Annotated in this window: 11 protein-coding genes; 8 read left to right on the forward strand and 3 right to left on the reverse strand. The window is 48.5% G+C overall.

Features of this window, described 5'->3' with window-relative positions; genetic code table 11:
* Window positions 1-169: 169 nt before the first annotated feature.
* The 4 genes from SE18_RS07670 (at window position 170) to SE18_RS07685 (ending at window position 3,411) form a co-directional block, all read left to right on the forward strand.
* Window positions 170-1,102 (forward strand): hypothetical protein, encoded by a 933-nt coding sequence (locus tag SE18_RS07670; protein WP_054533853.1) that lies wholly within the window; start codon window positions 170-172, stop codon window positions 1,100-1,102.
* A 262-nt stretch (window positions 1,103-1,364) separates the two neighbouring features.
* A complete protein-coding gene (locus SE18_RS07675; RefSeq protein WP_054533854.1) occupies window positions 1,365-1,931 on the forward strand; it encodes an RNA polymerase sigma factor in 567 nt (188 codons plus the stop codon).
* A gap of 14 nt (window positions 1,932-1,945) precedes the next feature.
* On the forward strand, window positions 1,946-2,821 hold the full coding sequence (locus SE18_RS07680) for a LolA family protein (RefSeq protein ID WP_054533855.1): 876 nt from the start codon (window positions 1,946-1,948) through the stop codon (window positions 2,819-2,821).
* A gap of 128 nt (window positions 2,822-2,949) precedes the next feature.
* Complete coding sequence (locus SE18_RS07685) at window positions 2,950-3,411, forward strand: hypothetical protein (RefSeq protein WP_054533856.1); 462 nt, start codon at window positions 2,950-2,952, stop codon at window positions 3,409-3,411.
* A 189-nt stretch (window positions 3,412-3,600) separates the two neighbouring features.
* Here SE18_RS07685 and SE18_RS07690 read toward each other — a convergent pair whose 3' ends face one another.
* Together SE18_RS07690 and SE18_RS07695 are read right to left on the reverse strand one after the other, a co-directional pair.
* Window positions 3,601-4,176: a hypothetical protein gene (locus SE18_RS07690; protein ID WP_054533857.1), complete on the reverse strand. Its 576-nt coding sequence runs from the start codon at window positions 4,174-4,176 to the stop codon at window positions 3,601-3,603.
* 240 nt (window positions 4,177-4,416) lie between these two features.
* Window positions 4,417-7,344: a winged helix-turn-helix domain-containing protein gene (locus SE18_RS07695; RefSeq protein ID WP_054533858.1), complete on the reverse strand. Its 2,928-nt coding sequence runs from the start codon at window positions 7,342-7,344 to the stop codon at window positions 4,417-4,419.
* A gap of 187 nt (window positions 7,345-7,531) precedes the next feature.
* Here SE18_RS07695 and SE18_RS07700 point away from each other — a divergent pair, with 187 nt between their 5' ends.
* From SE18_RS07700 to SE18_RS07715, 4 genes are all read left to right on the forward strand, one after another.
* A complete protein-coding gene (locus SE18_RS07700; RefSeq protein ID WP_054533859.1) occupies window positions 7,532-8,494 on the forward strand; it encodes a peptidoglycan-binding domain-containing protein in 963 nt (320 codons plus the stop codon).
* 69 nt (window positions 8,495-8,563) lie between these two features.
* Window positions 8,564-9,634 carry a peptidoglycan recognition protein family protein gene (locus SE18_RS07705; protein ID WP_054533860.1) on the forward strand — a complete coding sequence of 357 codons (1,071 nt, stop codon included), beginning with the start codon at window positions 8,564-8,566 and terminating at the stop codon, window positions 9,632-9,634.
* A 12-nt stretch (window positions 9,635-9,646) separates the two neighbouring features.
* On the forward strand, window positions 9,647-10,567 hold the full coding sequence (locus tag SE18_RS07710; RefSeq protein WP_054533861.1) for a penicillin-insensitive murein endopeptidase: 921 nt from the start codon (window positions 9,647-9,649) through the stop codon (window positions 10,565-10,567).
* Between the two features lie 86 nt (window positions 10,568-10,653).
* Entirely contained in the window at window positions 10,654-11,700 is a 1,047-nt protein-coding gene (locus SE18_RS07715) for a TolB-like translocation protein (RefSeq protein ID WP_054533862.1), read from the forward strand.
* 58 nt (window positions 11,701-11,758) lie between these two features.
* Here the strand turns inward: SE18_RS07715 and SE18_RS07720 are convergent, their stop codons facing one another.
* The gene (locus SE18_RS07720) at window positions 11,759-13,927 is read right to left on the reverse strand and encodes a bifunctional metallophosphatase/5'-nucleotidase (protein WP_152976576.1); all 2,169 of its coding nucleotides are present in this window, start codon (window positions 13,925-13,927) and stop codon (window positions 11,759-11,761) included.
* Between the last annotated feature and the right edge of the window lie 70 nt (window positions 13,928-13,997).

Genomic DNA, 13,997 nt, shown 5'->3' on the forward strand with positions numbered 1-13,997 from the left:
GTGGCCACGCGATTTGAGAAACTGGCCCTGAACTATCTCGGATTCGTCCATCTGGCGATGATTCAACGCTTGGTGCGTATCCTTGCACCAGCGACATCGGTATCCTGAATTATCAGACAGAGCCTAGAATAATCACAGATCCTAAATTGATATGTGCGAGGGTAGATTAATGACTATTCTAGGTTTTGGAGATGAAGCTATTGCCGCATTTATTGTTTTCTTTCTAGGGATTATTGTCACATTGTTTTTTCAGCGTTATTCTGAAAAGAATCCTAAATTAGTATATCGTATAAAGGCTGATAAAATTAGCCTAGATGCTGATGATCTTATAAAAGATAGAATAAGTGTTTTCTTTGATAATAAAAATGTTGAAAAAATTTATATATTTAATATCACAATAGAAAATATTGGCAATGTAAATATAAATAATCAGGAAATATTATTTTCATTTGATCATAAAACGAGGATTTTGATAGATACGATTATTGATCTCCAACCTTTGGTTGGGCCTGTCCATTTTATTCCAACAAAAGCACCTCTAAATCTCACAACCGAAATGCCATATCAAGAAAAATACATGATTGAGCTACTGAGTAAAGGGCAAAAGGTAGGGTTTAAGTTTTTGACTAGAGATAATCTCAGCCAAAAAGTTTCTATTTATTCAAGAAATAAAGAAAATTATGTTGATGTTATTGAGCAGTCTCAACAAAAGAGCCAACATATTGTTAATAAAATTAACCGTTTAATTATAGGTATCTTTGTGTTTTTTATCGTTCAAATAGGAATAGATATATTATTCTTATTTATAGAACAAGAAATTAATTATGCACGAACGTTATTAGGGAATACAGCAAAAATAATAGGATTATTGCTTTTGTGTTTTATGAGTATTAATATTGTAAATCAGATATGGGATTTGATAAAGAAAATCTCGTTTAATAAAAAGATTATTGATATAATTGGATCTACGTTTTATGGATCAAATATTTCAATGTTTAATACGATTGGTGCTGATATGTCACAGACTTCATCATATTATGATCCATCAAAGAAATCTTCTGATGATGTTTACGGATTACCACCAGAAGATCAAGAAAAGTGAAAACCATATCAGTGTTTATTAAGGCCAAATCAAAAGGCTGAGTTTGGTATGGCATTGGGTAAGGAATACGCCTCTCATGATATCTTGCTCGCTATAAACTAATGTTCTATAAACTATACTCATGGCTGAATAGTAGTAGATTTGTTTCCTCGATCTCCAATCCCCTATTGTTCTATGCTCTTATTGCTATGACCTAACTTTTTGGCCTGCACATGGATATATAGAGTGAGAGCGCTCTCAATCTTAGGCTGAAAGGAAGGATATGCACGATCACGAGGCTATAGCTCGACTCAAACAAGGTGATATTGCTGGGCTGGCGCCCTTGGTTCACCAATATCAATATCAGGCGGTACGAGCAGCGATCTTGGTTGTCCGCGATCGATCTGCTGCCGAAGATATTGTTCAATCGGCTTTTCTGCGGGTGGTGCAGCGCATCCAACAATTTGATAGCCAACGTGCCTTTGGGCCGTGGTTTATGAAAATTGTGCTGAACGATGCCTTGAAAGATGCCCAACGCCGCGAACGTCAACGCTCACTTGATCAATCGAACGCTGCTGGTTTGGCAATGTTTGAAGAATTGATGAGCAACGAGCCGCAACCAGAGGCCTTGCTTGAACAAGATGCTATGCGCGAAACCGTCGTGCAGGCCTTGAATCAACTAACGCCGTTGCAGCGTGCGGCAATTGTGCAACGCTATTACCTTGGAATGAGCGAAGCCGAAATGGCTCACGATGCAGCCACCAGCCCAGGCGCGATCAAACAGCGCCTGTTGGGCGCTCGCGAACGCCTGCGCCGACTCTTAGCCCCAATTATTAATGAATCTTTGTAGTCGAGGAGTCTGTAATGCATAACGATAACACTATCTCAAAAGCGCTTGCTAACGTGGCAGAACACGAAGTTCCCGAAGGATCGCTCAACATGCTCAAACCACTGCAACAACAAGCTAACCTCAAGCCACAAACTCGCCGGACGGGTTGGTTGCGCCCAGCGATGATGGCTGCAACTGGGGTAGCGTTGGCCGCAGTTGGCTTTGGCTTGCTACCTAGCCAAGTCAGCCAAGTTAGTGCCAAAGAAGCCTTGCGCCGTGCCGAACAAGTAACCGCCTTTGGCTTAACTGGCATCGATTCGCTGCATGGCGTGCTCGAAACCCACGTGCCAGCAACTGGCAGCGTGGTCAGCGAAAAAATTTGGGTCCAGCAACCAAATAAATTGCGCAAAGAAATCGTTTGGCCAGGCAGCGAAACCAGCGATGAGCAATACGAAACCCAAATTATGAATGGCGCTGATGCCTGGGCTTGGATTTCGCCAGCAGGCCAGCCAAATACGGTTGATGGCACCGTTTCCCAGTTCAGTTCAAGCGAATTGGATGGCGCGTTGTATGTGATTCCCAATCCAACTGCTTCGCTCGATTCTAATGGCAATAGCGATGGTTTGTGCGCCCAACCAGGCGACCAACTTTCAACTGTTGGTCAAGAAAGTTTCTTGGGCCGCGATGCCTTGGTCATCGAATGTGTGCTTGGTAACAGTAGCGATCAAGCCAACACGCGGCTTAAATTCTGGATCGACGATGAGTTGTTTGTGGTGCTGAAATCGGAATATTTTGAGCCAAACGGCGATTTGTTCGTTGAATCTGAATACAGCGTGTTTGAAGTCAACGGCTCATATCCAGCCGATTTCTTCGCTCCACCAGCAGGCGCACCAATCGAAGTTAGCCAATAAGCCTTGAATAACAGGCCAGCGATCAACACATGATCGCTGGCTTTTTTGGTTTAATCTGTAGATTGTTGTTGAATGAACTCAGTAACTGATATACTTGTTAAGTAAATATTGTATGGGAGAAGCCAATCATGCGGTTTAAACGAATTATTGTTAATCGCCATTGGATTTATTCTTATCTGCAAGCAGGTGATGCAGAAGCAAACAAGTCGAATTTGCCGCAATCACTGTATATGGATGATCCGCTTAATCAAGAATGTTATATTCAAGCATTTATAGCACCACATTTTATAACATCCTACTATCCGATCGATATTCGCTTTCAGTATAAATTTAAAGAATCGTTACGTTACTGTTTAAATGTGTATAATGCTGATATTGAATCCGATCTTGAGCATGAATGGTCACAACCATACGGCATTTATAAACAACCGAGTGATCTTCAAGCTTTTTTGCAGCGTGTTTGGCAGGTTTTATTTCCTGATGAATCATGGCAGATTGACGACCTTGATTATTATTTAGATCTGAATGATTCACGAATAAATATATTTGATCCATTATCGGCTACGATTCGCGATCAACGTTATGGTTGATATACTATTGGTTGCCGAACCTAGGCTTTTATTCTAAACGTGGAAATTGTTGATCTCATTGAGTTTCACCACCCTTCCGTCCCTCCGCCGGAGGGAAACGCAGGGGTTTTCAGCCCCTGCACCCCAAATGTTCATGTTGTGGAATGTGCTGCTAGTAACATTTCCCCTTCGTGGTTAAAAAAGATTCCCCTATGTGGTTAAAAACCTATCATCAAGCTGATTATGCTCAATCAGATGCGCAACCATGCGTTCAATTGTTGGCCGATCGAGGCTCTGAATCAAAATATCTGGTGTTTCAAATAAATCCAATTCAGCTGATTTAGTTAATTGAAGATCAAAAAAGTCGAATGTTTCAATACTAAAGCTAAAATTATCCCCATCGGCGAAACTTATACTCATATTAATAGCATCAAGTGTTGGATTGAATTGATTATAGAATTCATGCCAACTTGCCTCAGATTCAAGCCAAATTGTATAATCTATGCCGTGTTTATCGATGATTGTATTTGGACGATTGATCGATTGATCAGTAAGAATTGTATCGATATTAATTGAACCGTTTACTAGATAAATTGGTTTAAGTAAATATAAGCCATTCAGATTAATTGCATAGTCTTGCATTATTTGGCGAATAATTGGTAAATGTAATCTATTGATAAACGATATTTTGCTATTTTTAATGCTAATTGAATCGATAATATCGAGATTTGTTTGTGCCTTGATAATTGAACGAATATGTTCAAGGGTAGATTGATAGACGATCATTGAAAATCTGTCTCCGCAAAAATTGAAATGAGATTTATGAACATGGGATTTTTTGATCTCATTGGATTTCACCACCCTTCCGTCCCTCCGCCGGAGGGAAACGCAGGGGTTTTCAGCCCCTGCACCCCAAATGTTCATGTTGTGGAATGTGCTGCTAGTAACATTTCCCCTTCGTGCTCTTCGTGCGCTTCGTGGATGAAAAACAATCTATGTTCTATGCTCTATGTTCTATGTTCTTTGCTACCCATGCTCAGCGCAGCCCAACGAGCTGCAATCGGCGGCTAAGGCACAACCAACCAAGTGACGCAGCGATTTCGGGGCATGCACTTGCTGAACGAAGCTAAATTGTGGTGGTAACATGCGGCGCAAGGCTTGATAATCGGCTGGTGGAATTGGCGCGCCAAGGACTTCGCGCAGCCAATGTGCGCCGCTCCAAAGTGCTTGAGCACGCTCTGGCTGCTGGTTGAGTGCACTCCAAACCGCCAAGCCTTCGATTGAAGCCGCCACGCCTTCGCGGTCGCCAACGCGATACAGCGTGGCAAGGCTTTCATGCAACAGGTGTTGGGCTTCGCTGTAGCGTTTTTGGGCTAAGGCAACCCGCGCGAGAAAGGTTTGGCTCCGCGCAACCGCTGGCCAGTTGCCCAACGGCTCAAGCATGGCGATACTTTGTTCTAGCCATTGCTGCGCTTCATGATCGTCGCCATAGATTAAGAGTGCTCGGCCATAGAAGCCCATTGCGGTGCCAATGCCGCTTTTGCTACCGAGCTCTTGGTAAAAACTGAGGCTTTCGGCTAACAAGGCCAAGGCACTACGCGAGCCATGTTGCACCAGTTGGCTCATGCCAAGATGGCGCAAACTGCTGGCTAAGCCATAACGATCATCAAGCATTTTGAGCAAAGGCAGGCTTTCTTCCAAGGCTTGAATTGCATCTGCATAGCGACCTTGCCAATATGCCACCATGCCAATGTTGGTCAGCGCATGAGCAATCGCCTTTGGTTGATGCTCACTGCGTGGCTCCACCAGAACTTCGTTAAACGCCCGATTGGCCGCCGCATAATCATCTTGGATAAAAGCCAGCACGCCAGCCCCAAGCCGAACTTTATCACGAATCGCCAAGGGAATGCTGGTTGGTTGCAGTTGTTGGATTTTGGTCAGCCACTCGCGACCTTCGCTAATCTGGCCTTGCTCGTGCCAAAAGCGCCAAAAGCTCGCGCACAATTGCCAGACTGCCAAGGCATTATCTTGCTGAAGGCCCCAAGCGAGAATGCTGCGAATCGTCGGCAATTCGCGTTCGAGCCTCTTGATCCAGCCAGTATGGTTGCTAACCAAGAAGGCTTGCTCTGCTTGCTGCATTAACTCGACATAATAATCGAGTAGTTGTTGTTGTAGCCAATGGGCCTCGCCTTTGGGCAATTTGCTTAGGCTATATTCGCGAATTGTGTCGAGCATGGCAAACCAGCTTAGGCCATCGCTGCTGGTTTCGCGTTGCAACAAACTAGCATTAACCAAGTGGTGCAAACCGCGTTCGATTCTGCTTGGTTCGTCGTTGGGCCACAAAGCTTGGGCCGCATCGCGGGTAAAACTACCAGCAAACAAGCCAATGCCTTGGAAAATCGTTTGCTCGTAGCTGCCAAGCAGTTCGTAGCTCCAATCAATTGCGCCGCGCAAGGAATGCTGGCGTGGCGTGCGATCAGGGCTGTTGTGCTGGAGAAAATCAAGCCGCTGATTGAGCCGTTGCAGCATCACCTGCGGTGGATAGAATTTGCTATGCACCGCTGCCAACTCAATCGCCAAGGCCAAACCATCGAGCCGCACACAAATTTCGGCCACGATGGCAGCGTTTTCAGCGGTCAAGCGAAACTGGCTATCAACTGCCTGCGCGCGCTGGACAAAGAGTTGAATGGCGGGGCTGGCAGCAATTTGCTCAAGTTCAGGGCTTTGTTGCAAATCGGGCAAGCCCAGCGGTGGCAACACAAATTCATATTCACCATAAATGCCTAACACAATGCGGCTGGTAACCACGATTTTTAAATTTGGGCAATGCTGGAGCAATTGGCTAACTTGTGGCGCTGCGGCCAGCACTTGCTCAAAATTATCTAAAATGAGCAACATGGTTTGCTGGCCAACCCAATCTTGCAAGCGTTCAAGCGATTCGTCATCGCCATGGTCGCGCAATCCGGCGGCACGGGCGAGGGTTACTGCCACCAAACTTGGGTCATTAACTGTGTCGAGCGCCACAAAAACCACTGGAATTTGTTGCGCTTGGTGCATGGTTTGGGCGATATAGCTGGCAAGACTGGTTTTGCCTGAACCGCCCATGCCTGTGATCGTGATCAGCCGCGCCTCTGGTTTGGCCAATAATGCTTGGAGCGTGGTTAACTCATGCTGGCGGCCAATCAACGCAGCAATGGGATAGGGCAAGCGCAAATGAGCAAGGCTCGCTGGATTGGCTACTGGCGCATAGCTAGGCGCTTCGATGCGTGCAAAGCGATAGCCAATTCCCGATTCGGAGTGAATTAACTGCGGCTTGGTTGGGTCGTCTTCGAGTTTGGCTCGCAAGCGCCGCATATAGGCGTGCAAATAAGCGCGATCTTCGCTATAGCTTTTGCCCCAAACCTGTTGCAACAGCATGCGGTGGGTCAATACTTGGCCATGATATTGAATAAATAATTTGAGCAAAGCCCATTCAGTCTTGGTCAGATGCACCAGCTCGCCATGTTTGCGTACTTGCTGATCCTGCCAATTGATCAGCAACGAGCCACATTCTGTATAGTTGGGCTGTTGTTGCAAGGTTGTTTGTTGGCTGCGGCGCAGGAGGGCACGCACGCGGGCCAAAAATTCGCTTTCGTGAAACGGCGTAATGACATAATCATCAATGCCTTGATCGAGGGCAATCCCGCGCATATAGGCATCGCTGCTGGCCCCAACCATCAGCAACGGCACGCTCGAATGCTCCCGTAAACTGCGGCAAAATTCTAAAGCGTCGTGGTCGGGCATCCACTGATCGATCACCACCAAATCGAAGGCTTCTTGCTCGACTAAGGCTTGGGCCTCGTGAATGCTGGTGCTGCGCACAACCTGAAAACTAGCGGTTTTTAAAACCCGCACAATCAAGGCTTGCAAGGCGCGATCTGGCTGAATCACTAAGATCGTAGGCTGTTGCGTCATGGAACCTCCTAGTGGCTCGTTGCTCCTTGAAGGCTTCTTAAGATGTTTTTTAGAAATATACCAAGTTTTTTAGAATTTTTTAAGAAGCGTTGTATATAGTATACCTACGAAAAGCGCTTTTCGACAATCATGCAACAGTCCCATTCCCGATCTTTTTTGGTGTCATTCACAAGGAAGGATAGCGATTATGCACAAGCGATGGGCATTTTGGTTCAGCGGCCTAACCATGGCGATCTTGGTGCTTGCGAGTTTTGGCCCCTCAGCCCGCGGCGTAGCAGCCCGCACTTGGGCGACGGTCAGCAATGGCGACACTGGCGATAACGTCTACACCGTGCAAGCAATGTTGAAACAACGTGGCTATAGCTTGACGGTCGATGGCGATTTCGGCCCAGGCACTTTGTCGGCAGTCAAAAGCTTTCAATCGAGCAAAGGTTTAAGCGCTGATGGCGTGGTTGGCCCAAATACTTGGGAACAATTGGTGATTGTCGTGCGCTCGGGCGATAACAATATTGTTGTCAATGCCTTGCAACGCCAATTGCGCAAGCACGGCCACTCGCTGACGGTTGATGGCGATTTTGGCGCTGGCACCTTGTCAGCAGTCAAGAGCTTCCAATCGAGCAAAGGCTTAGGCGCTGATGGCATCGTTGGTGCTGATACCTGGGCTGCTTTGACTGGCAATGCCAGCGGTGGCGGTGGCTCAAGCCGCGCCGATTTGGCCCGCACCATCCGCGATAGCAGCCGGATTGCCTTGGCAACCATCCATACCTCAGGCGTTTCTGATAGCGCAACTGCCCGCCAAAACATTGTCGACACCGCAAATGGTGGCGCAGCTCGCCGCAGTAGCTATGGCAATGCTCCAGGTGGCTCGGTTTACCTCGCTACCTCACTCTTGAACGGCATGATCACCCTCTCGCAATCGTGGAGCTACTCGGTCAGCGAAATTGCTGGTGGCTCACATAGCGCAACCTCCCGCCACTATGCTGGCGTTGCCGTCGATGTCAACGTGATCAACGGCTCACACGTTAGCGCATCCCACCCCAACCAACAATCATTCCGCAACAAATGCGCAAATCTCGGCGCAACCGAAGTGCTCGGCCCGGGCGATTCCGGCCACAGCACCCACATTCACTGTGCTTGGCCGCGCCCATAATCGACCTTGCCTGCAAGCCTCACGTTACCTGACGTGGGGCTTGTTTTTTGAACAAAGGGAAGCCCTGCAATGAAGAAAATTTCGCGCCGAATGTTTGGCAAGTTATCCATGGGCGTCGCAATGAGTGTGGTCGTTGGCGGGACGGAATTGCGTTTGTTGCGCTCGGCTCATGCCGTTGTTCCAACCCCAGCCATCGATGGCACTACTGCTTGGGGCGCTGCTGCGGCCAAAGAGCCAATCAATGTGCTCAATCAAAAACCAATTGGCATCGTCGTTCACCACACCACCAACCTCAATACCAACGATTTTACCCGCAACAAGGCATGGCAAGTAGCCCGCCAAATTCAACAAAGCCACTTCAATCGTGGCTGGATCGATACCGGCCAGCAATTTACGATCAGTCGTGGTGGCTGGATTATGGAAGGCCGTCATCAAAGTTTGAGCATTTTGCAGGGCGGCACAAAACATGTGCAGGGCGCGCACGTCGATGGCCATAATGAAACCCATATTGGCATCGAATGCGAAGGCTTGTATATGAACGTCACGCCAAGCCTGCCGCTGTGGAATAAGCTGGTGGCCTTGATTGCCTATATTTGCCAGCAATATGGCCTTACTGCCAACGATATTGTTGGTCACCGCGATTTGGATAACACCAGCTGCCCGGGCGATACGCTCTATAGTTTGTTGCCTCAATTGCGCACCGCCGTCGATACGACGCTCAGTGGGGGCGCGGTTGGCCGCATGTGGCCGATTTTGCGCCGCAACACGCCAGCAACTGGCCTTGCCAAAACCATGCAATATCTCTTGCGGGCGCGCGGCGCGACGATTACCGCTGATGGCGCGTTTGGCCCAGGCACCGAAACCGCAGTCAAAACCTTCCAAACTGCCAATGGCCTCACCGCCGATGGGATTGTTGGGGCGGCGACGTGGGAAAAACTGATTATGACTTTGCGCTTGAACGATACTGGTGAGGCCGTTAAAGCCTTGCAAAATCAACTGAGCGTGCAAAATTACCCAACCACGGTTGATGGCAGCTTTGGCACTGGCGTAAATACCTTGGTGCGCGCCTTCCAAACCAATCGGCAACTGACGGTTGATGGCGTGGTTGGCCTGAATAGCTGGAATAACTTAGCGATGTAGTGAGGTTGCTTCATGAAAGCTCTCGTTTGGCGAATCGCCAGTTGTACATTAATTCTTGGCATTATGCTGAGTTCGATCAACACGGTTCACGCCTTTTCAGCCGCATTTTTCCACACCGTCAGCAAGGGCAATCGTGGCAGCGATGTCAAAGCCATGCAATATTTGCTCAATATCGGTGCCGATGGCGTATTTGGTTCAGGCACCGAAAGCTCAGTCAAGAGCTTTCAATCGAGCAAAGGCCTTGGAGCCGATGGCATCGTTGGCCCAAATACCTGGGGCGCGTTGGTCGTCACCGTGCGGCGTGGCGATAATGGCAACGCGGTGAAGGCTGTGCAAAGCTTGTTGAACGCCAAACGCAACGCAGGCTTGACGGTCGATGGCGATTTTGGCGCTGGCACCGAAAGCGCTGTCAAGAGTTTTCAGAGCCACGCTGGCTTAAGCGCTGATGGCGTGGTTGGCCCAACCACTTGGAAAAATTTGATTTGGCACTATGAATATGCCGACGTTAGCGCCAATATCTGCGATAAAGATCCCGATGGCAATGGCAATGCCAACTGGGGCGTAGCCTCGACCGTCGCCCAACTCGAAGAAGCAACCAGTAATTTTGCCAGCTTTGGCAAGGGCAAAGTGCCGCTTGGCGATATTAGCTTCGAGCATGGCGGCGATATTCCAGGCCATGCGTCGCACGAAACTGGGCTTGATGTAGATATTTGGCCAATTCGCAGCGATAGCAATCAATGTAGTGGCAGTCGGATTACATGGCAATCAAGCACCTACGATCGGGCTGCAACCCGCAATTTGGTCAAAGCGATTCGTGCCGCCGCACCCGGCCAAATTACCGTGATCTATTTCAATGATCCAGTGTTGATTAGCGAAGGCTTGACGACTTCATACCCAAATCACGATAATCACTTACACATTCGCTATAAATAATTGTTATTCTGCTGGCGTATAATCCGTCATGGCCGCTGCAAAACAGTGAGCCTGACGGATTCACTTATTTAGAGGAATTTTATTGTATGCGTTGGATCGGATTGCTTGCCATTCTTGGAAGTTTAATTAGTTGTGGCGCGCAGCAGTCAACCGCTGAGCCAACTATTTTGCCAACTGCTGTCACAACTGCTATGCCGCAAACGTGGCGCTTGAGCTATGTGCAACAGCCATTGACGACAGCACACTTAATCATCAGTGGTATTGCTGGATTGCGTACAATTGATGTGGGTGTGAATGGTCCAGCCTGCTTTAGTCAAGGGCGCTTGATTTATACGACGAAGCTGAGCAGCACCAATCGTTTGCTTGCAACTGATGTGAATACGCGCCAAACCGAAACCTTGGTTGATGATCCTGCGGTAGTGTTGAGCCAAGCCACCTGCCATCCCAGCAGTGATCAAGTGCTCTATTTGCGTTCGCCGTTGGAGTTGATTGATGACGAGCCTGCGCCACCAAGCATTTGGCAAACGACGCTAAACCAGCGCCAACCCCAAAGCTTGGATGCGGCCCAAACGCCTGCCTTGAACCAACAATGGTCGCCTGATGGCAAGTGGCTGATCTATGAATTGGCTGATCGACCCAATTTAGTCTTGCAAGCGGCGACAGGCGAAACCCGCGAATTAACCTTCACTGGTACGTTTACTTGGCAGCCCGATAGCCAAGCCTTGATTATTGCTCAATTGACCGAGCCAGCAGCAGGGCGTTTTGGCCGTTTAGTGCGCTACGATCTAGCGACCGAGCAAATCCAGGTGGTTTTGGAAAGTGCTGATGCTGATGTTTACTATCCGCGGCTGGCCCCCGATGGTCAGCAATTAGCCTATATTCGTCGCCTGTTGGGAGTCGAAGTTGGCGATCTTTGGCTGCTAAATCTCAACAATCCTCAACCGCCACGCCAACTGACTGATGATCCACGCTACGATAATTTCGACCCCCAATGGTCGCCTGACAGCCAACAACTGCTTTGGAGCAGACTTGACCCTCAACAAGCCCGCTATTCAATTTGGCAGCAATCTATCACTGCGCCGACTGCCAGCCAATTTGCCGATGATGCGATTTGGCCGCGCTGGTTGCCCTAAAACACAATGCAGCAGGTTTTGCCTGCTGCATTGGTGATCGTGTGTCGAATAGTATAACTTATTGTTTGATGATGCGGTTTTCGACATTGGCATTGACTGGTTGGGCCAATTTTTCGATGTAGCGCACGAGGCCATCGAGGTCGGTTGGGCCAACTTCGCGGTTGATGCCTTGTTTAAGCACCACGAAGCCGTCGCCGCCATCGGCCAAGAAGCTATTGACGGTGATGGTATAGCTTGCAGCTTTATCCAAGACTTTGCCATCGTTACCGCGAACTTCCAAAACCTTTTGGCCAATTGGGTTGGCATCAGTCCAGGTGTAGCTCAAGCCTGAAATTTGCAGGATACGAGCGCGCACTGTGCCATCGCTTTGGGTTTGCCATTGTTGGTTGAGCAAAGTATAAATGTCGTTGCCAGTAACCGTCATTTTAACCAAATCATTGCTGAATGGTTGAATTGCATACAACTCGCCCCAAGTAATTTCGCCAGCATCGAGTGGTGCACGAATGCCACCAGGATTCATGAAGGCAAATTGGGTATTCATGGTATTGCGTTGGGCATCAGCAATCAAGTTGCCTAAGGCCGATTCGCCTGCATCGTTGGGGGTGTTGTTGATCGCGATTGAGGCTGAGCCAACCACGCGGTTAACTTGTGGTGCAACTTGGTCTTCATATTTTTTGACCATCGCTGCAACTTCAGCATCAGGGGTCATACCTTCGTGGAAGGTCGTGACGATTGTGGCTTTTTTGCCCACAATATCGCGCTTGGCGCGGTCAATCGTCAAATCAATATCAGCAAACGCGGTGCTATACGACAGCGCTTGGGTGATTAATTTGCCATCAACTTCGCCGCTGATTGAGGTGTGGGTGTGAGCGCTGACAATCACGTCAACATCATCATTCACATTATTGGCAATTCCGGCGATTGGACCAGTGATTACGCCGCTAGTAGCGTTTTGGGTGCCACCTTCGTGAGCCAAAACAACGATTGCATGGACGCCTTGGCCGTTCAAATCGGTAACTGCTTGGTTGATCGCGGTTACTTCGTCGATGAACTCAAGGTTTGCAACGCCCGAAGGAATCACAATTTCAGGCGTATTTTTCAACACGACCCCAATAAAACCAATCCGTGCGCCATCGACGTTGACAATATGGTAGGCTGGCAAGATAGTTTTGTTGGTGCGTTTGTCAATCACGTTGGCAGCGATATAAGGATAGTTTGCTCCATCCCAGCAGCCAGCGGTTGGGTGACAGCCACCGTCGATCAAGCGCATCAGTTCATCAGTGCCTTCATCAAACTCGTGGTTGCCGATCGTACCAACGTTTACACCCAAGGTATTCAAGAATTCCATGGTTGGTTGGTCTTGCAATAAGGCCGAGCTTGGAGGGCTTGCACCAACCATATCGCCTGCTTGTACCGTCAAGGAGTAGCGGGCTTTGGCGCGCGCTTGTTTGATGTAGCTGCTCAAATAGGCAGCGCCCCCAACATCTTTGTTGCTCACTTTGCGGCCAGTTGAAATTTGGCCGTGGAAGTCGTTGATTGCCAACATTTTGAGCTGCATTGGCACCAAGGTCACACCAAGGCGGGTCAGCAAGATCTGGTTCTTGCCATCTTTGGTGTGCCATTCCATGCGCGCACGCTCGAAGTGTTGGGTTACAACTTTATCGCCATCGATATTAATTTCTTCTTGAGGGTCAGAGAGTGGCAAGCCCCATAAGGCTAACGATTCGCCGTAGGTAATGCCATTTTCGCCCAAATCCAAGCCTTGCGAGTTCCAATATTTCAAGAACTCACCACAAACGCTGTGGCCTGTTTCGCTGAACAATTGGCAGCCGTTAGCTTGCGGCGCGGCGGGGAAATCGCGCCAGACGCGGTTTTCGCGCAACAGCACTTCATCATTAATCCGTCCGAGCAAAATCGTAAAGGGAGCTGGAGTTTCAGGGTGATATTCAAGCCGTTGGCGCTCGAAATATTGCACCAAGAACTTGCCTTCAGGAGTGGCTTCTTCATAGGCTGCGGTTTGGGGATAGCCAAAAACGGGCAGCCCACCGTTCTTTTCCCAGTAATCGCGGAACTCGGGAGCAATACATTCAACGACGCCTGGCTGGTCGAAACACAGCTGCTCGGCGGCTTTGGTTGGAGCAGCTTGGCCAATTGAGCCGGCCAACAGCGTCAAGCCAAGTAGAACACCTACTTTGCTTTTCACGTTATGCCACATTGCAAAATCCATGAATTGTTTCTCCTGGACACACAGATCAACTAGTATTATACGTCAAAAAAAACTAAGTTTGGTTAAATTT

The organism is Herpetosiphon geysericola (assembly GCF_001306135.1).
Classification (GTDB): domain Bacteria; phylum Chloroflexota; class Chloroflexia; order Chloroflexales; family Herpetosiphonaceae; genus Herpetosiphon; species Herpetosiphon geysericola.

Bases quoted from the DNA above. Each gene is read 5' to 3' on its own strand.
- SE18_RS07670 (WP_054533853.1), top strand. From the start codon at position 170: ATGACTATTCTAGGTTTTGGAGATGAAGCTATTGCCGCATTTATTGTT.
- SE18_RS07700 (WP_054533859.1), top strand. From the start codon at position 7,532: ATGCACAAGCGATGGGCATTTTGGTTCAGCGGCCTAACCATGGCGATC.
- SE18_RS07680 (WP_054533855.1), top strand. From the start codon at position 1,946: ATGCATAACGATAACACTATCTCAAAAGCGCTTGCTAACGTGGCAGAA.
- SE18_RS07715 (WP_054533862.1), top strand. From the start codon at position 10,654: ATGCGTTGGATCGGATTGCTTGCCATTCTTGGAAGTTTAATTAGTTGT.
- SE18_RS07675 (WP_054533854.1), top strand. From the start codon at position 1,365: ATGCACGATCACGAGGCTATAGCTCGACTCAAACAAGGTGATATTGCT.
- SE18_RS07690 (WP_054533857.1), bottom strand. From the start codon at position 4,176: ATGATCGTCTATCAATCTACCCTTGAACATATTCGTTCAATTATCAAG.
- SE18_RS07695 (WP_054533858.1), bottom strand. From the start codon at position 7,344: ATGACGCAACAGCCTACGATCTTAGTGATTCAGCCAGATCGCGCCTTG.
- SE18_RS07685 (WP_054533856.1), top strand. From the start codon at position 2,950: ATGCGGTTTAAACGAATTATTGTTAATCGCCATTGGATTTATTCTTAT.
- SE18_RS07710 (WP_054533861.1), top strand. From the start codon at position 9,647: ATGAAAGCTCTCGTTTGGCGAATCGCCAGTTGTACATTAATTCTTGGC.
- SE18_RS07720 (WP_152976576.1), bottom strand. From the start codon at position 13,927: ATGGATTTTGCAATGTGGCATAACGTGAAAAGCAAAGTAGGTGTTCTA.
- SE18_RS07705 (WP_054533860.1), top strand. From the start codon at position 8,564: ATGAAGAAAATTTCGCGCCGAATGTTTGGCAAGTTATCCATGGGCGTC.